Source organism: Ruegeria sp. G2 (assembly GCF_056533505.1).
In genome coordinates, this window is sequence record NZ_JBQFON010000001.1 from 209,143 (window position 1) to 224,782 (window position 15,640).

Sequence of the window (15,640 nt, forward strand, 5' to 3'; positions counted from 1 at the left end):
GTCAGGTAGCTGAGCCTTCTGGAGGGGTGGCGTAGGTTGGAGATGTGAACGGCGTCGCCCCCAAACCCTCGGCGGCGATGACCGATCGGGTTGCCGGGCGAAATTCGAGTTGATGCAGTATCTTTTGCAAATAGGGTGTATCGGCCAGTTGATACCAACTGCGGTCAGCCTTGGCGGGATAAAGCGCCATCCAGCGCATCATGCAGGCGACATAGACGGTCAGGGCCGAGGGCACCTGCGTGTTGAACCAATCGGGCGCGTCTTGGGCCAAATCATCCAGCCGCTTCAGATGCTGGCGCAATCTGGGGCGAATACCGGCACGCAACGCTTCAGCCTGTGCTGCGTCAATGTATTTCTCAGCGTAGAACAGGATGCGCAGATCGGCATGCAACGTGTTTGAGGCAAAGAACAGCCATTTCAGAAACGCCGCCCGATCGGTGCTTTCGGGCGCGGGGGCCATCTGTCGGTGCGTGTCGGCCAGCCACAACAGGATTGCGGCTGTCTCGAAAATTGGTCCTTGTGGTGTTTCCAATACGGGAATCAGCCCATTGGGATTCAGTGCCCGATAAGCGGCACTGTCTTGTGCGTTACGTGTGCGATCGACCAGCGCCGTCTCATACGTCAAGCCCATCTCTTCCAATGCCAATCGGATTATCAGCGAGGCATTGTCGGGGGCATAGTGAAGGCGATAAGTCGATTCCATGACGTCTTTCTAGAGTGTCTGGCGACCAGTATAGTGATCGATTACGACGTTTCCTATAGGAAACTCGTCGTTAAGTGTTAAGTTAGCGCTGCGATCGAGTGAATTGCCTCTCGCAGTTGCGCGGGGCATTCCCTATAAGTCCGTCAATATTCTGAGGGGAAGCTGCCATGACCAAGGATTTGTCGCCCATCGACAAAGCAAAATATGTTGCGGCCTGCCGTGCCGCTGATCTTGTCCAAAGTGGAATGCGCGTGGGCCTGGGGACCGGGTCGACCGCCGCGTGGCTGGTCCGCCGTCTAGGCGAGAGGGTGCGCGACGAAGGTCTGTCCATCAAAGGCGTTCCGACCTCGACCGCAACCGCGCAATTGGCGCGGGAAGAGGGGATCGAGGTTATCTCGCTGGATCAGGCTGGATGGTTGGACCTGACCATAGACGGCGCGGATGAATTCGATGGTGAATTCAATCTGATCAAGGGCGGCGGTGCTGCGCTGCTGCAGGAAAAGATCGTGGCCACGGCCAGCGACCAGATGGTGGTTATCGCCGATGCCGGCAAAGAGGTCGAGACCCTGGGCGCGTTCCCCCTGCCGGTTGAGGTGATCCCATTCGGCTGGCAGACCACCCGCACGCTGATCGAAGAGGCGCTGGACACGATGGATGTGCTGGGCACGTCGGTTACTTTGCGGATGAATGGCGAGGCCCCCAAGGTCACGGATGAGGGCAATCACATCTTGGACCTGCACCTCAAACGGATCGGAAATGCGCGGCAGTTGGCGCTGGTGATGAACCAGATCCCCGGCGTAGTCGAGAACGGGTTGTTCATCGACATTTGCGACAAAGTAATCGTCGGCCATGGTGACGGGCGCGTTGAACTGCGCGACCTCAATGAAGGCACTGTGCTGACCAACATGCTGGGTGAGGGTGGGGACAACCTGTTCTCCGATCTGGCAGATTAAGGTTGGGTCAGATAGCGCGGCAGGTATCTGATGAAATCTTGATATTTCAGTGCTCAGGGGTTGGCAGTTTGAAATTTGCGCCCAGATATCCACTGAATTTTAGCCACGCGGCAAGCAAAGGAACGCATGTATGAGCTTTGACTATGATCTGTTCGTCATCGGAGGTGGCTCGGGTGGTGTACGCGCGGCGCGTGTAGCTGCGGGTGAGACTGGTGCCAAAGTGGCGCTGGCAGAAGAGGATCGTTACGGCGGAACCTGCGTGATCCGCGGCTGTGTGCCCAAAAAGTTGATGGTTTTTGCCAGCGAATTTTCTGGGATGGTCGGAGATGCTCAGGCATTCGGTTGGGATATTCGGCCCGGTGAGTTCGACTGGAACTTATTCCATGGCAAGTTGGTGGCTGAGTTGGACCGTTTAGAGGGCGTCTATCGCAACATCCTTAAAAACAACGGTGTCGAAAGCTTTGATCAGAGGGCCCGTGTGGTCGATCCGCATACGGTTGAACTGGCTGACGGGACGCGCAAGACCGCCAAGCACATCCTGATCGCCACGGGTGGGCGTCCGGTTGTGCCCGAGTTTCCCGGCTCGGATCTGGCGATCACCTCAAACGAGATATTCCATCTGGAAAAATTACCCGAAAACATCCTGATTGTGGGTGGCGGCTATATCGCAAGTGAGTTTGCCGGCATCATGAACGGATTAGGGGTGAAGACTACCCAGTTCTATCGTGGACCTCAGATTTTGCGCGGCTTCGACGAAGAAGCGCGCGGCCTGATCTGCGACGAGATGCGCCAGAACGGCATTGATGTGCGTCTGGAAACCAACGTGGTCGAAATGACCAAAGATGGCGACAAGATCCGTGTCAAAGCCACCGATGGTAGTGAAGATCAGTTCGATGTGGTGATGTATGCCACCGGCCGCGCACCCAATGCAGATGATCTTGGGCTCGAGGCGCTGGGTGTCGAACGCGGCCGCAAGGGCGAGATAGTCGTGGATGAATACAGCCAGACCGGCGTGCCATCGATCTACGCCATTGGCGACGTGACGGATCGGGTGAACCTGACTCCGGTTGCGATCCGCGAGGGCATGGCCTTTGTCGAGACGGTTTTCAAGGGCAACCCGACCCCGGTGGACCACGAACTGATCCCGACCGCGATCTTCACGCAGCCGGAAATGGGCACAATTGGCCTCAGCGAAGAAGAAGCCGCGGCGCAGGAAATGATCGAGGTTTATGCGACTTCGTTCAAGCCCATGCAGAAGTCATTTGCAGGTGGCTCACAGAAGGTTCTGATGAAGCTGATCGTGTCACAGGCGACGCGCAAGGTGCTGGGCTGTCACATTGTGGCTCCGGGCGCGGGCGAAATGATCCAACTGGCTGGAATTGCCGTGAAGATGGGGGCCACCAAAGAAGATTTCGACCGCACTGTTGCAGTTCACCCAGTCATGGCTGAAGAACTGGTGACAATGCGGCAACCTGTGCGCACGGCTTGATTTGCAAGCGCGCGCACACACGTTACAAGGGAACCCGTGATCACACGGTCCAATATAAGGGAAAAGATACATATGGCGGGCAACAGCGGCGGCCCCTGGGGGGGCGGAGGCTCATCCGGAGGCGGAGGAAACCGGGGTAACAACGGGGACGGGCGCAAGCCCCCCGAAGGCGACGGCCCGCAGATCCCCGAGATCGACGAGCTGATGAAAAAAGGCCAGGAGCAGCTGCGCGTCCTAATGGGCGGTCGCGGCGGCGGTGGCCGTGGGACCAATGGCAAAGGCGGCGGCGGTGGTCCGGCATTTACCAAGGGTACAATTGCAATTGGTGTGCTAGTGGCAGCAGGCCTCTGGGCTGCGGCAAGCTTCTACACCGTTAAACCCGAAGAACAGTCTGTTGAGCTGTTTCTGGGCGAATTCTCAGCTGTTGGAAATCCAGGTCTGAATTTCGCGCCGTGGCCTCTTGTCACCGCTGAGGTGATTCCGGTCACCCGTGAACAAAACGAAGACATGGGTGGTGCCCGCGGCAGCGACGATGGTCTGATGCTGACCGGGGACGAGAATGTGGTCGATATCGACTATCAGGTCGTCTGGAACATTAACGACCCGGCCAAATATCTGTTTAACCTGCGCGATCCGCGCCAGACGATCCGTGCCGTTTCGGAATCGGCCATGCGTGAGATCATCGCGCAAAGCGAGCTGGCACCAATCCTGAACCGGGATCGTGGCATTATTGCCGACCGTTTGCAGGAACTGATCCAGGCGACAATGGACAGCTATGATTCAGGTGTGAACATCGTCCGTGTGAACTTCGACAAGGCCGACCCGCCGCAGGACGTGATTGCCGCGTTCCGTGATGTTCAGGCCGCCGCGCAGGAACGCGACCGGTTGCAGAACGTGGCGGATGCTTATGCCAACCGCGTTCTGGCCGAAGCGCGGGGTGAAGCCGCTCAGGTTCTGGAAGAGGCTGAAGCCTATCGTGCCCAGCAGATCAACAGCGCAATGGGTGAGGCCAGTCGTTTCAGTGCGGTTTTGGAAGAGTACTCCAAAGCGCCGGATGTAACCCGCAAACGTCTGTACCTGGAGCGGATGGAGCAGGTTCTGGGCGATGTTGACAAGATCATTCTGGATGAAAACTCCACAGGATCAGGGCAGGGCGTCGTCCCGTATCTGCCGCTGAATGAACTGCGCCGTAGCCCTGCAGGGGAGAGCAACTGATGCGTAAATCGACAATCATTCTGCCGATCGTATTCGTCGCAATCGTCGGCATCCTGTCCTCGATCTTCATCGTGGATGAGCGCGAACGTGCGTTGGTTCTGCAATTTGGCCGCGTTGTTGCAGTGAAGGAAGAGCCGGGCTTGGCGTTCAAAATCCCGTTGATTCAGGAAGTGGTGCGCTACGATGACCGCATCCTGTCGATCGATGTGCAGCCGCTAGAGGTTACGCCTTTGGACGATCGCCGTCTGGTGGTTGACGCCTTCGCGCGCTACCGGATTTCGGACCTGAACCAGTTCCGTCAGGCTGTCGGTGTCGGTGGCATCCCGGTTGCCGAGGATCGCCTGGACCGTATCCTGCGCGCTGAAACGCGTGAGGTTCTGGGTTCGGTATCGTCCCGTGATATCCTCAGCTCGGATCGTGCTGCGCTGATGCTGCGAATCCGCAACAGTGCGATTGCCGAAGCGCAGGCGCTGGGCGTTAACGTGATCGACGTGCGTCTGAAAGCCACCGATCTGCCGCAGGCGAACCTCGAAGCGACGTTTGACCGGATGAAGGCCGAACGTGAACGTGAGGCGACCGACGAACGTGCCCGTGGTAACGAGGCGGCGCAGCGTGTACGCGCGCAGGCCGACCGAACCGTGGTTGAACTGGTGTCCGACGCAAATCGCGAGGCTGAAATCATTCGCGGTGAAGCGGATGCCGAACGGAACTCGATCTTTGCCGAAGCCTACGGTGCCGATCCGGAGTTCTTTGAATTCTACCGGTCACTCACAGCTTACGAAAACGCCCTGCAAGGCGGCAACAGTTCGTTGATCCTGAGCCCGGATTCAGAGTTCTTCAACTACCTTGCTTCGCCGACCGGACGTCGGGCGCCGGCCGCTGCGGCTTCCGAGTAATGGGTATGATCCTTCTGGCCTTTGGGCTGGTGTTGATCGTTGAGGGGCTGGCATATGCGCTGGCCCCTTCGCTTATTGAACGTATGCTGGAAGCGTTGCGCACCCTGCCTGAACAGGCGCGGCGTTTGGCCGGATTGCTATGTGTCGTCAGCGGTTTGATCCTATTGTGGGGCGCATATCAGGTCGGTTTTTGATGCGATGGTTTCACGCACCGGTGATTTCCCCGCGATCCCGAGTTGCGGGCTTGGCCAAACTGACTACATTGGTTGCTAAGAAGGGTGATCTTTGGTTGCCCGCAAAAGAAGTGTCGACAAGGAGACCCCAAGTGCAGGCGAAAGCGCGCAGTGTGTCCGTCCGGCGGGACGATGTTATGGTAATGATGCGGCTTATGTGGCTGGCCTTTTTGGGGATGCTGCTGGTTCTTGCACAGTCGGTGGCCGCGCAGTCGCGCGGTGACAGTCTGGCACCGCTTGCTGAAAAGATCAGCCCCGCGGTGGTCAATATTACCACCTCGACCCTGATCGAAGGTCAGACCGGTCCGCAGGGGATCGTGCCCGAAGGCTCTCCGTTCGAGGATTTTTTCCGCGAGTTTCAGGACCGCAATGGCGGGGATGACGAAAACCGCCCGCGCCGCAGCAACGCCCTGGGCTCGGGGTTCGTGATTTCGGAAGACGGGTATATCGTCACCAACAACCACGTCATCGCCGAAGCCGATGAAATTCTGGTCGAGTTCTTTCCCGGTGATGGTCAACCTGCAGAAGAGCTGGTTGCAAAGGTGATCGGGAAGGATGAAAAAACCGATATCGCGCTGCTGAAGGTCGAAGCCGAAGGGCCTTTGAAATATGTCCAATTCGGCGACAGCGATACAGCGCGCGTTGGGGATTGGGTGATAGCGATGGGTAATCCGCTGGGGCAGGGGTTTTCGGTCTCGGCCGGGATCGTGTCGGCGCGAAACCGGGCGCTGAGCGGGTCGTATGACGACTATATCCAGACAGACGCGGCGATCAACCGAGGGAACTCGGGCGGTCCGTTGTTCAACATGAATGGCGAAGTGATCGGTGTGAATACAGCGATCCTGTCGCCCAATGGCGGCTCGATCGGGATTGGATTCTCGATGGCCTCGAACGTGGTGATCAAGGTTGTTGATCAGTTGCGCGAGTTTGGTGAAACCCGCCGCGGCTGGCTGGGCGTGCGCATTCAGGACGTGACCGAGGATATGGCCGAGGCAATGGGTCTGGACAAACCCGGTGGCGCGTTGATCAGCGATGTCCCGGACGGCCCGGCCAAAGAAGCCGGTCTGTTGGCCGGAGATGTGATAATCAGTTTCGATGGTGTCGAGGTTGAAGACACGCGCGGCCTTGTGCGGCAGGTGGGTGAGACCACGGTGGGTAAATCCGTGCGCGTCGTTGTGCATCGTGACGGCGGTACGCAAACCGTGCTGGTGACGCTGGGGCGTCGCGAGGATGCCGAGCGCGCCGAAGAAGGTGATGAGCCAGAAACCGAAGCACCGGTGGAAGAGGATAAAGACATTCTTGGTCTGACCATCGCTCCGTTGGGCGACAACCAGCGCGAGGAATTGGGGCTAGATGCCGATGCCGAGGGGCTGTTGGTCACCAATGTGGATGAAACCTCGGAAGCCTTTGAGAAAGGCCTGCGCACCGGCGATCTGATCACCGAGGCGGGGCAGCAGAAAGTGACTTCGATTGCTGATCTTGAGGCCCGCATGGAAGAGGCGCGAGAGGCTGGGCGTAAATCGCTGTTATTGCTGGTACGGCGTGGGGGAGAGCCTCGCTTTGTGGCGCTGAGCCTGGGACCGTAAACAGCATTCCAATCAAAATTCGTGAAGGCCGGGTGAATATCCCGGCCTTTCTTCATTTATTCATACTTTCTTAAGAAAGAAGCCATATGCCGGGGAAGGCATATGGCTCTTGTACAGGGAGAGGTCGGTGGACAGATATCGGGGATGATAAAACCGACCTCCTACGGTAACAGGATTGACCTTAGGGCAATCTTGATGCCGCGTATGTGAAGCGGATCACATCCGTGCAACTTTAGATCAGATCAGATTCGGCAAGTTGCCGTAGTGCGTCGAAATCGTGGATTTGCAGACCTCCACGCGAGGCTTCGACCACATTGTCGCGCTTCCAAGTCGATATGGTTTTTGACACCGCTTCACGCGTTGCACCGACGAATTCAGCCAGTTCGCTTTGTGACAGCGTAATCCGAGCCGTCGGTGTGTCTTGTTGACCTGCCAAATGCAACAGCTTGCGCGCCAGTCTTATCGGCATTGGCAGGAACACCTGCTCGTTCAACTGATCGCCCATCCAACGCATGCGCACCCCTGCGAGGCGGATCAAGTCGACCGCGAGATCGGGGTTCTTTCGGATCTGTTCCATGACATCCTTGTGTCGAACGCGAAGGACTTTGGCAGGCTCTGCTGCGGTGACAGTGGCGGTCCGGGGACCGCTGTCGAACAGAGCAATCTCGCCGAACACTTCGCCAGCGCGCATCAGCCTAAGCGACAGTTTACGTCCGCTCATGGCCAAAAAGGATACCTCGAGCTTGCCGGACAGGATCGCATAAAGCGCCTCTCCTGGGTCGCCTTGTTCGAACAGTACATCGCCCCGGTCGAGCGTCAATTCTGTGGCCTGGGCCGCCAGCATTGTGCGCAGCTCTTCAGAGGCTTCGGATAGGAATCCGCTATTGGGGAAAGCCATCATGCGGGCGATTGTCTCCGGAGTTGAGTGGTGCGGGTGGTGACCCAGCTTTCCACAGCTTGCGTTCTAAGCCAAGAAAATTCATCAGATATTAACGCTGAGTGATCCGACCGGTTACTGATCCGGGTCATCCATATAGCGTTGCAGCATGCTGAACTGCATCATCAGGAACACCATCAGCGCGATGGGAAAGCCGAAGGTTTCGATCTTGACCCAAAGGTCGGTCGACATTGTTCTCCAGACCAGTTCATTGGCGACCGCAAGCACCGCAAAACAGGCACACAGTCGGCGCGTCAGGATCATCCAGCCTTCGTCACGCATGGGCAGCATTTCGTCCAGAACGTAAGCCAGGTAGGACTTTCCCTGCAAAAGACCGATCCCAAGGATGGCGGAAAAGAAGCCATAGACCAGCGTTGTTTTCATCTTGAAAAACCGCTCGTCATTGAACCAGGCGGTAAGGCCACCGAAGAAAATCACCATGAACGCAGTGAAAATCTGCATGCGGCTGAGCTTGCCGGTCAGGTACCAGAGGATGCCCATGGCAGCCAGCATCAGAGGCACAAACAGGATGGTGGCGACGATAAAGCCCGAATACTCGGTGCCGCCGATCACGAAATTGTCATCACGCAGGCGCAGGTAGATGAAGAAGAAGGCTAGCGGAGGCCCAAGTTCCAGAACCTGTTTGAGGAAAGGGTTGATGTCTTTTTTCTCTGCCATGATTCCAACCTACTGCTTACCCGCCCATTTCAACTATTACGGCGCCGAGTGCAATCAATGCCATTAACGCAATGCGCCTGGGGCCGACGGTTTCTTTTAGCACCAGCCACCCGATGAGCGCGGCGAAGACGGTTGAGGTTTCGCGCAGGACAGCGGCTTCTCCGACCTTGTCGAGCCGCGTGGCCAACATGACCGCACCAAAAGACAGCGGTGCGACGATACCGCCGACAAAACCGCGTAGCATCAGGGGGCCGAGTGCTGGTCGGTGAATCATGGCACGGTATCGAAGCGCGGCGTAAATCGGCATGGCGGCTCCGTCGATCATGAAGAACCACGCGAGGAAGGTGAACGGGTCGGCTGTGGCGCGTATGCCGTAGGCGTCATAGGTCGTATAGAGCGCGACAAAGAGGCCAGTGGCAAGCGCCAGTACCAGCGCGATATGTAGCGTGTCACGATTGGTCTCAAGATAGCGCAGGTTATAGGCGGCGAGGCCGAAGATACCTGCCAGCAAAGTGGCCACACCCAGCCATTGAACACCTGTGAATGTCTCGCCAAACAGAATATAGGCCCCGATTACGGTAAAGAGCGGGCCAGTGCCACGCACGACCGGATAGACAACCGTGTAGGAGCCTTTGGTATAGGCCATCGCCTGCAGGACCTTGTAGCCGATATGGATCACCCAAACGACGCCAAAGATGGGCCACATATATGGTTCGGGCCATGGGACGACGAAAAAGGCGAAGGGCATCGCCATAAGGCAATAGCAGGCATCGATCGCCCCACGCGACATCCACGGGTCATGGCGACCCTTTTGCAGCGCGCCGAAGACTGCATGCAGGAAGGCCGCCATCAGCGCGAGGGCGAGGGCGAGGTGGTGGCCTGCTTCGGTGCCTTCGAGGGAGATTAGCCAGTCGCTCAAATCGGGGCTTTCGCTTGGGCGGAGAGAGTGGGGGGCTGTCTGCCCCCCACGCCCCCCGAAGGTATTTTTGGCCAGATGAAGGGGTGGATCAGGATTGCAGGCCCGTCAGGGCGGCGGCGAATTCTTCGGGGTCGAAGGGGGCGAGGTCGTCGATTTGTTCGCCGACACCGATGGCGTGGATCGGTAGGCCGAACTTGTCGGCGAGTGCAACCAGCACGCCGCCCTTTGCAGTGCCGTCGAGCTTGGTCATCACGAGGCCCGATACATCGGCGAGTTTGCGGAAGGTTTCGACCTGGCTGAGGGCGTTCTGGCCAGTGGTGGCGTCCAGCACCAGCAGCGTGTTGTGTGGGGCGCTGTCGTCGACCTTGCGGATGACGCGGACTATCTTGGCCAATTCCTCCATCAGGTCGGCACGGTTTTGCAATCGGCCCGCGGTGTCGATCATCAGAAGATCAGCACCTTCGTTTTGCGCTTTTGTCAGGGCATCGAAAGCCAGCGAGGCAGGGTCAGAGCCTTCCGGGGCGGTTAGCACGGGTACACCTGCGCGTTCACCCCAGACTTGGAGCTGTTCAACGGCAGCGGCGCGGAAGGTATCTCCGGCGGCGATGACGACCTTTTTGCCTGCGGCTTTGAACTGGCTGGCGAGCTTGCCGATGGTCGTGGTTTTGCCCGAGCCGTTCACGCCCACGACCAACACCACTTGTGGGCGTTTGGGGTAGATTGGCATTGGTTTGGCCACAGGGTCCATCACACGCGCGACTTCCTGCGCCAGCAGCTGTTTGATTTCCTGGGTCGAGAGTTTGCGGCCAAAGCGCCCCTCTGCCATGTTGGACGTAACGCGCAGGGCGGTGTCGACGCCCATGTCCGAGGCGATCAGAAGCTCTTCGAGCTGTTCCAGCATGTCGTCGTCCAGAGTGCGGCGAACAACCATGCGGTCTTCGTTGCGCGTAAACAGGCGGCCCAGCAGGCCTTTGGAATCGGGGACTTCCGGGGGCGGAGGGGCCGGTGTGGGATCAGCCGGGATCGGAGCTGGGGGTTCGGCCGGTTGTGGCACAGGCGCAGGCTCCGGCACTTCGGGAACCGGTTGCGGTTCTGGCTCGGGGTCAGGGATCACGGGGTCAGGTGTGGTTTCCTCGCCGCCATCCTCGACAATCGCATCCAGCCCCTCTTCGAGGCGCGACGAGGATTTGAACAGCTTGTCCTTGAGCTTTGAGAAAAACGCCATTTTTGGTCTCCGCAGGTGTTCCCCTCACCTAATGCGGATTGAAGGCAGTTGCAAAGGGTCAGGTGAAGGTGATCAGAAACCCGGCCTGCGCCCCCCAATAGAGCGGCCAGACCAGATAGGGCGTAAGCTTCAGGGCCGGGTGCTTGGCGGGCAGCAGAAACTTTTCAGTCGCAAGGGTCAGGTCCGAGGCGATGAAGGCCATAGCGGCGGGCAAGGCCCAGCGTAATACACCAGTATCAGGAAGGGACAGAACGGTAATGCCCATGCCCAGGATGATCGGGATATAGGCGAGGACGGGGATCTTGAGGTCTCCGGCGCGGGGGGCGAGCAGCGTGGCCATAACGATGCCAACAATGATCAGGGACCAGAAGGTCGCGGGGTGGTCGAAGATCAGTTCCAGGTTGCTATCGGGATGGGTCAGGAACAGAGCAATATAAGCCAGATGGCCAGCCGCAAATGTGCCGATGCCTGCCATGAATGTGCTGTCGGTTTCGCGTGACAGAAGGGCATCCCCGATGGCGCAGAGGGTGAGCGCAAGGATCAGAAGCCATGGTGCATTTGCCAGTAGGGCGATTCCGGCCAGCAGGGCGACCGACGCTGTTTTCAGCGTGCTGCGCAGGGCGCTGGCAGGGCGCGGGGTTAGTGGCAGGTAGGCCAGCGCGCAGGCCCCCGCGATCCAAAACAGAAGTGTCGTCATGGTGCATCCCCGATGTTTTTGAGGCAATCATCGCCATGATCACCGCGGTGCATCAAGGCGTGACGTTGAGTTATCTTGCCGATTTGGCAGAGCCAGAAAGGTTGAATGGTACTCGGTAGCAGCATCTGACAGACTGAAGACATGTTCAGAGCTATTATGATTCTGCTGACCTTCGTGGCGCATTCCGTTGCGGCGCAGTCGCCTCTGACTGCGACTGAGTTCGATGCGTATACCCGTGGGAAAACGTTGTTTTACGGGTTCGGTGGGCAAGCCTATGGGGTCGAGCGGTATCTTCCTAATCGTCGTGTGATCTGGTCATTTCTGGATGGCAAATGCATGGAAGGGGTCTGGTACGAGCAGGAAGATCAGATCTGCTTTATCTATGAGGATCAGCTGGCGCCGCAATGCTGGGTGTTCACGGAGTTTGGCGGCGGGCTGATCGCGCAATTCGAAGGTGATCCGACTGCGACGGAGCTGTACGAGGCTGAGGATATTGGCGAAGAGATGCTATGTTACGGGCCGGATGTCGGGGTCTGATGTCAAGCGTCGGGTGGCCTTAGCTCTTCGTAGCCAATCATGACATGTCTTTTATATGCAGGTCTTTCGGTTAACGTGTCGTAGTATCTGCTAAGATGCGGGAGCGTCGCGCGGTCTATTTCGATATCGTAGTAGCGGTAGAGCACGTGGCCGAATTGGATATCGGCCAAAGTGAACGTATCGCCCGCCAGGTAGGGTGAGTCGGCAAGCAGAGTGTCTGCTATGGTTAGCTTGATCTCCAGATCGATGACGGCCTGTCGGATTGCCTGATCGTCCCGCTGTTTTGCAGGGGTGCGAACCACTTGCCAGAAAATCGGGACGGTAAACGCCATTGCGATGTTTAGTTTTGCCCATTCCGCCCATTTGTCGATCTGCGCGCGCTGAATGGGATCTGATGGCCAGAAAGTTTCGTTCCCATATCTGGTAGCAAGATACCGCAGGATGGCACCGGTCTCCCAGAGCGGTGCGCCGTCACCATCTCTTAGAACCGGAATGGTTCGGTTTGGGTTCAGGGCCTGAAACGCCGCGCTGTCCAATCCGCCAAAGAGATGACCCAGATCGTGGCGCTGGTACTCCAGATCGAGTTCGCCGACACACCACATGAGCGCCTGAACATTGGATGATGTTTTACGGCCCCAGATCGTCAGCATGGATCAGAACAACGATCCCTGATCAGGCGATGCCTGTTTGGGTTTTTTGGTCGATGCTTTGCCCTGTGTTCCGGTTTGGAGGCGACCATCGGCGAACTCGATCTCAAGTGCCGTGTGACCGGCGGCCTGTGCTTTGGTTGTGATGACTTCCCCGTCGGCGCGCACGACGGCGTAGCCACGCCCGAGCGTCGCCTTGTAGCTCAGCGTTTCGCGCAGGCGGTCGGTGGCCTCCATTTGCTGGCGTAGGCGGTCCAGCCGCGTGGATTGCGCGGCGTTCAGGCGATCGCTCAGTCGGTTGAGGGTATCGCGCCGTGTTTCCAGCTCGCGCTGGATCGGGCGCAGCGACAGGCGTGAGGACAGGTTGCGCCAGCGGTCGCGGCGGGTTTCGACAAAGCTGCGCAGGGTCGAGGGGCGCAGACGCGCCGCACTGTCCAGCAGCTTGACGCGGCGGTTCTGAACACCCCGGATTAGCGCGTTGGGCAAGCGCTCGGATATCTGGTCGAGCCTTTGGCGCGGGCTTTCCAGCAGTGTGTCTGGGCGCGGCAGCGCGCGCGACAGGTCGCGCAGGCGTTGGCTGCGGCGCTGCACGGCGTCCGTTGCCGCGCGCGACAGGCGGGCCCCTTGTTCGTTGGTCCAAGCCAGCAGTTCCATGCGGACCGGTACGGCAAGTTCGGCAGCGGCGGTTGGCGTAGGGGCGCGGCGGTCCGAGACATAGTCGATCAGGGTGGTGTCGGTCTCGTGTCCCACGGCCGAGATCAGCGGGATTTCTGAAGCGGCGGTCGCACGCGCAACGCTTTCTTCGTTGAAGCCCCAGAGGTCTTCGATTGATCCGCCCCCGCGCGCGACGATAATCAGGTCGGGGCGCGGCAGCGCTCCGCCGGGGGTAAGGTTGTTGAAGCCTTCGATGGCGCGGGTCACTTCAGGGGCGCAGTTTGCACCCTGGACCGCGACGGGCCAGATCAGTACTTTGCGCGGGAAACGATCGCGCAGCCGATGCAAGATGTCCCGGATCACCGCGCCGGAGGGCGAAGTGACAACGCCGATGATTTGGGGCAGGTAGGGCAGCGGTTTCTTGCGTTCGGGCGCAAACAGGCCTTCGGCTTCGAGCTGTTTCTTGCGCTTTTCCAGCAATGCCATTAGTGCGCCTTGGCCGGCGACGGCGACCTCATCGACGTTCAGATTGTATTTCGACTGGGCTCCGAAAGCTGTGAGACGTCCGGTGACGACAACTTCAAGACCTTCCTCGGGAACAACCGACAAACCTGATATCTGCCCTTTCCACGTGGTGCAGGCCAGAACATTCCGGTCGTCCTTAATGTCGTAATAGAGATGCCCCGAGCGCGCCTTGAACACCCGCCCGACCTCGCCGCGTACACGGATTCGGCCAAACGTGCCTTCGAGCGTGCGCTTCACCTCACCCGAGATGTCCGAGACGGTGTATTCGGGGGTGTTTTGGCCCGGAATCGGGTCATCAAGCAGGTCGGACATTTCAGCGCCTTGTGTCAAATCTCTGCGCAGCTTAGAACGCCGCGCAGGCAAGGCCAAGCAGATCGGAGCGTTTCATGAATATCCTCATTCTCGGCAGCGGCGGGCGCGAACACAGCCTTGCCTGGGCGGTGATGCAGAACCCTAAATGTGATCGCCTGATTGTGGCGCCGGGTAACGCCGGGATCGCGCAGATCGCAGATTGTGCTGCGCTGGATATCGAGAATGGTGGGGCAGTCGTCAGTTTTGCCGAAGAAAACGCGATTGATTTCGTAATTGTCGGCCCTGAGGCTCCTTTGGCGGCGGGGGTTGCTGATCGGTTGCGTGAAGCAGGCGTTCTGGTCTTTGGTCCGTCAGCCGAAGCGGCGCGGTTGGAGGCCTCAAAAAGTTTCACCAAGGAAATCTGTGACGCATCTGGCGCGCCGACAGCGGGTTATGCCCGGTTCACGGAAGCAGAACCAGCCAAGGCTTATATCCGCGCGCAGGGTGCCCCGATCGTGGTCAAGGCCGATGGTCTGGCTGCCGGTAAGGGCGTGATCGTTGCAATGGATGAGCAAACCGCGCTGGACGCCATTGATGACATGTTCGGCGGTGCCTTCGGTGGCGCGGGGGCTGAAGTTGTGATCGAAGAATTTATGGAGGGCGAGGAGGCTTCGCTTTTCGTTCTCTGTGATGGTGAGGATATCCTGTCGATTGGCACGGCTCAGGATCACAAGCGTGTGGGCGAGGGGGATACCGGACTGAACACCGGAGGCATGGGTGCGTATTCTCCGGCCCCGGTTTTGAGTGCCGAGATTGAGGCCCGTGCGATGGATCAGATCGTGCGCCCAACCGTGGCTGAGATGATGCGGCGGGGGACGCCATTTCAGGGTGTGCTTTATGCAGGGCTGATGATCAAGGATGGTCAGCCCAAGCTGGTGGAATACAACGTGCGTTTTGGCGATCCGGAATGTCAGGTATTGATGATGCGGCTGGGCGCACAGGCGATGGATCTGATGCACGCTGCGGCCGAAGGGCGGCTGGGTGAGACGCGCGTGAACTGGGCCGAGGACCACGCGATCACCGTCGTGATGGCCGCAAAAGGATATCCCGGCACCTACGAGAAAGGCACTGCAATCAAGGGATTGGAAGACCTGCCCGAGGACAGCCGGAACATGGTCTTCCATGCGGGTACTAAGGCGGCTGAGGGGCAGGTTCAGGCAACAGGCGGTCGGGTTCTTAACGTGACCGCACGCGGGGACACGCTGCAAGAAGCGCGCGACCGGGCTTATTCGATGGTAGAAGGCGTGGATTGGCCCGAAGGCTTCTATCGCCGTGATATCGGTTGGCGCGCGCTGTGATCTGATTGCCGGTCTATGCCCGACTTGATTGATTGCAAGTAGGGGGCATTGCCCCCTCGGCATTTGACCTCACCCCCAGGATATTTATGGCAAGATG

At 58.6% G+C, this 15,640-nt stretch carries 16 protein-coding genes; 8 read left to right on the top strand and 8 right to left on the bottom strand.

Going from position 1 to position 15,640, the window contains the following annotated elements; genetic code table 11:
- Position 1: 1 nt before the first annotated feature.
- Positions 2 to 703, bottom strand: coding sequence for a glutathione S-transferase family protein (locus ACR0DU_RS01045; RefSeq protein WP_480871992.1), 702 nt, complete (start codon positions 701 to 703; stop codon positions 2 to 4).
- A 167-nt stretch (positions 704 to 870) separates the two neighbouring features.
- Between ACR0DU_RS01045 and rpiA the strand changes: the two genes are divergently transcribed.
- From rpiA to ACR0DU_RS01075, 6 genes are all read left to right on the top strand, one after another.
- Positions 871 to 1,656 (top strand): ribose-5-phosphate isomerase RpiA, encoded by a 786-nt coding sequence (rpiA, locus tag ACR0DU_RS01050; RefSeq protein WP_480871994.1) that lies wholly within the window; start codon positions 871 to 873, stop codon positions 1,654 to 1,656.
- 130 nt (positions 1,657 to 1,786) lie between these two features.
- Positions 1,787 to 3,145 (top strand): glutathione-disulfide reductase, encoded by a 1,359-nt coding sequence (gene gor, locus ACR0DU_RS01055; RefSeq protein ID WP_480871996.1) that lies wholly within the window; start codon positions 1,787 to 1,789, stop codon positions 3,143 to 3,145.
- A gap of 72 nt (positions 3,146 to 3,217) precedes the next feature.
- Positions 3,218 to 4,360, top strand: a complete 1,143-nt coding sequence (gene hflK / locus ACR0DU_RS01060) for an FtsH protease activity modulator HflK (RefSeq protein ID WP_170538986.1) — start codon at positions 3,218 to 3,220, stop codon at positions 4,358 to 4,360.
- Positions 4,360 to 5,256 carry a protease modulator HflC gene (gene hflC / locus ACR0DU_RS01065; protein WP_010439217.1) on the top strand — a complete coding sequence of 299 codons (897 nt, stop codon included), beginning with the start codon at positions 4,360 to 4,362 and terminating at the stop codon, positions 5,254 to 5,256. Before hflK ends, hflC begins: the two co-directional genes overlap by 1 nt.
- Positions 5,256 to 5,450 carry a DUF2065 domain-containing protein gene (locus ACR0DU_RS01070; protein ID WP_010439218.1) on the top strand — a complete coding sequence of 65 codons (195 nt, stop codon included), beginning with the start codon at positions 5,256 to 5,258 and terminating at the stop codon, positions 5,448 to 5,450. The genes hflC and ACR0DU_RS01070 overlap by 1 nt, the downstream gene beginning before the upstream one ends.
- 176 nt (positions 5,451 to 5,626) lie before the next feature.
- Positions 5,627 to 7,075: a DegQ family serine endoprotease gene (locus ACR0DU_RS01075; RefSeq protein WP_480872731.1), complete on the top strand. Its 1,449-nt coding sequence runs from the start codon at positions 5,627 to 5,629 to the stop codon at positions 7,073 to 7,075.
- A gap of 232 nt (positions 7,076 to 7,307) precedes the next feature.
- Here ACR0DU_RS01075 and ACR0DU_RS01080 read toward each other — a convergent pair whose 3' ends face one another.
- The 5 genes from ACR0DU_RS01080 to ACR0DU_RS01100 form a co-directional block, all read right to left on the bottom strand.
- Positions 7,308 to 7,976: a Crp/Fnr family transcriptional regulator gene (locus ACR0DU_RS01080; RefSeq protein ID WP_010439221.1), complete on the bottom strand. Its 669-nt coding sequence runs from the start codon at positions 7,974 to 7,976 to the stop codon at positions 7,308 to 7,310.
- 111 nt (positions 7,977 to 8,087) lie between these two features.
- On the bottom strand, positions 8,088 to 8,690 hold the full coding sequence (locus ACR0DU_RS01085) for an inner membrane-spanning protein YciB (RefSeq protein ID WP_480871998.1): 603 nt from the start codon (positions 8,688 to 8,690) through the stop codon (positions 8,088 to 8,090).
- Positions 8,691 to 8,706: 16 nt separating this feature from the next.
- The gene (locus ACR0DU_RS01090; protein WP_010439225.1) at positions 8,707 to 9,609 is read right to left on the bottom strand and encodes an EamA family transporter; all 903 of its coding nucleotides are present in this window, start codon (positions 9,607 to 9,609) and stop codon (positions 8,707 to 8,709) included.
- An 88-nt stretch (positions 9,610 to 9,697) separates the two neighbouring features.
- Positions 9,698 to 10,834: a signal recognition particle-docking protein FtsY gene (ftsY, locus tag ACR0DU_RS01095; RefSeq protein ID WP_480872000.1), complete on the bottom strand. Its 1,137-nt coding sequence runs from the start codon at positions 10,832 to 10,834 to the stop codon at positions 9,698 to 9,700.
- 58 nt (positions 10,835 to 10,892) lie between these two features.
- Entirely contained in the window at positions 10,893 to 11,531 is a 639-nt protein-coding gene (locus tag ACR0DU_RS01100) for a lysoplasmalogenase (RefSeq protein ID WP_480872002.1), read from the bottom strand.
- Positions 11,532 to 11,672: 141 nt separating this feature from the next.
- On the opposite strand from ACR0DU_RS01100, the gene ACR0DU_RS01105 reads away from it, so the two are divergent.
- Positions 11,673 to 12,068, top strand: a complete 396-nt coding sequence (locus ACR0DU_RS01105) for a hypothetical protein (protein WP_029621749.1) — start codon at positions 11,673 to 11,675, stop codon at positions 12,066 to 12,068.
- Between the two features lie 2 nt (positions 12,069 to 12,070).
- Here the strand turns inward: ACR0DU_RS01105 and ACR0DU_RS01110 are convergent, their stop codons facing one another.
- Positions 12,071 to 12,718, bottom strand: coding sequence for a glutathione S-transferase family protein (locus ACR0DU_RS01110; RefSeq protein WP_319546898.1), 648 nt, complete (start codon positions 12,716 to 12,718; stop codon positions 12,071 to 12,073).
- Between the two features lie 3 nt (positions 12,719 to 12,721).
- Positions 12,722 to 14,206, bottom strand: coding sequence for an exodeoxyribonuclease VII large subunit (gene xseA / locus ACR0DU_RS01115; protein WP_480872003.1), 1,485 nt, complete (start codon positions 14,204 to 14,206; stop codon positions 12,722 to 12,724).
- Between the two features lie 74 nt (positions 14,207 to 14,280).
- On the opposite strand from xseA, the gene purD reads away from it, so the two are divergent.
- On the top strand, positions 14,281 to 15,543 hold the full coding sequence (gene purD, locus ACR0DU_RS01120; RefSeq protein ID WP_480872005.1) for a phosphoribosylamine--glycine ligase: 1,263 nt from the start codon (positions 14,281 to 14,283) through the stop codon (positions 15,541 to 15,543).
- The last annotated feature ends 97 nt before the right edge of the window (positions 15,544 to 15,640 follow it).

What these genes read in the sequence shown, in the direction of transcription:
- hflK (WP_170538986.1), top strand. Translation starts at nt 3,218, where the DNA reads ATGGCGGGCAACAGCGGCGGCCCCTGGGGGGGCGGAGGCTCATCCGGA.
- ACR0DU_RS01080 (WP_010439221.1), bottom strand. Translation starts at nt 7,976, where the DNA reads ATGATGGCTTTCCCCAATAGCGGATTCCTATCCGAAGCCTCTGAAGAG.
- ACR0DU_RS01070 (WP_010439218.1), top strand. Translation starts at nt 5,256, where the DNA reads ATGGGTATGATCCTTCTGGCCTTTGGGCTGGTGTTGATCGTTGAGGGG.
- ACR0DU_RS01100 (WP_480872002.1), bottom strand. Translation starts at nt 11,531, where the DNA reads ATGACGACACTTCTGTTTTGGATCGCGGGGGCCTGCGCGCTGGCCTAC.
- ACR0DU_RS01045 (WP_480871992.1), bottom strand. Translation starts at nt 703, where the DNA reads ATGGAATCGACTTATCGCCTTCACTATGCCCCCGACAATGCCTCGCTG.
- ACR0DU_RS01085 (WP_480871998.1), bottom strand. Translation starts at nt 8,690, where the DNA reads ATGGCAGAGAAAAAAGACATCAACCCTTTCCTCAAACAGGTTCTGGAA.
- ACR0DU_RS01075 (WP_480872731.1), top strand. Translation starts at nt 5,627, where the DNA reads ATGGTAATGATGCGGCTTATGTGGCTGGCCTTTTTGGGGATGCTGCTG.
- ftsY (WP_480872000.1), bottom strand. Translation starts at nt 10,834, where the DNA reads ATGGCGTTTTTCTCAAAGCTCAAGGACAAGCTGTTCAAATCCTCGTCG.
- xseA (WP_480872003.1), bottom strand. Translation starts at nt 14,206, where the DNA reads ATGTCCGACCTGCTTGATGACCCGATTCCGGGCCAAAACACCCCCGAA.
- hflC (WP_010439217.1), top strand. Translation starts at nt 4,360, where the DNA reads ATGCGTAAATCGACAATCATTCTGCCGATCGTATTCGTCGCAATCGTC.
- gor (WP_480871996.1), top strand. Translation starts at nt 1,787, where the DNA reads ATGAGCTTTGACTATGATCTGTTCGTCATCGGAGGTGGCTCGGGTGGT.
- rpiA (WP_480871994.1), top strand. Translation starts at nt 871, where the DNA reads ATGACCAAGGATTTGTCGCCCATCGACAAAGCAAAATATGTTGCGGCC.
- ACR0DU_RS01105 (WP_029621749.1), top strand. Translation starts at nt 11,673, where the DNA reads ATGTTCAGAGCTATTATGATTCTGCTGACCTTCGTGGCGCATTCCGTT.
- ACR0DU_RS01110 (WP_319546898.1), bottom strand. Translation starts at nt 12,718, where the DNA reads ATGCTGACGATCTGGGGCCGTAAAACATCATCCAATGTTCAGGCGCTC.
- purD (WP_480872005.1), top strand. Translation starts at nt 14,281, where the DNA reads ATGAATATCCTCATTCTCGGCAGCGGCGGGCGCGAACACAGCCTTGCC.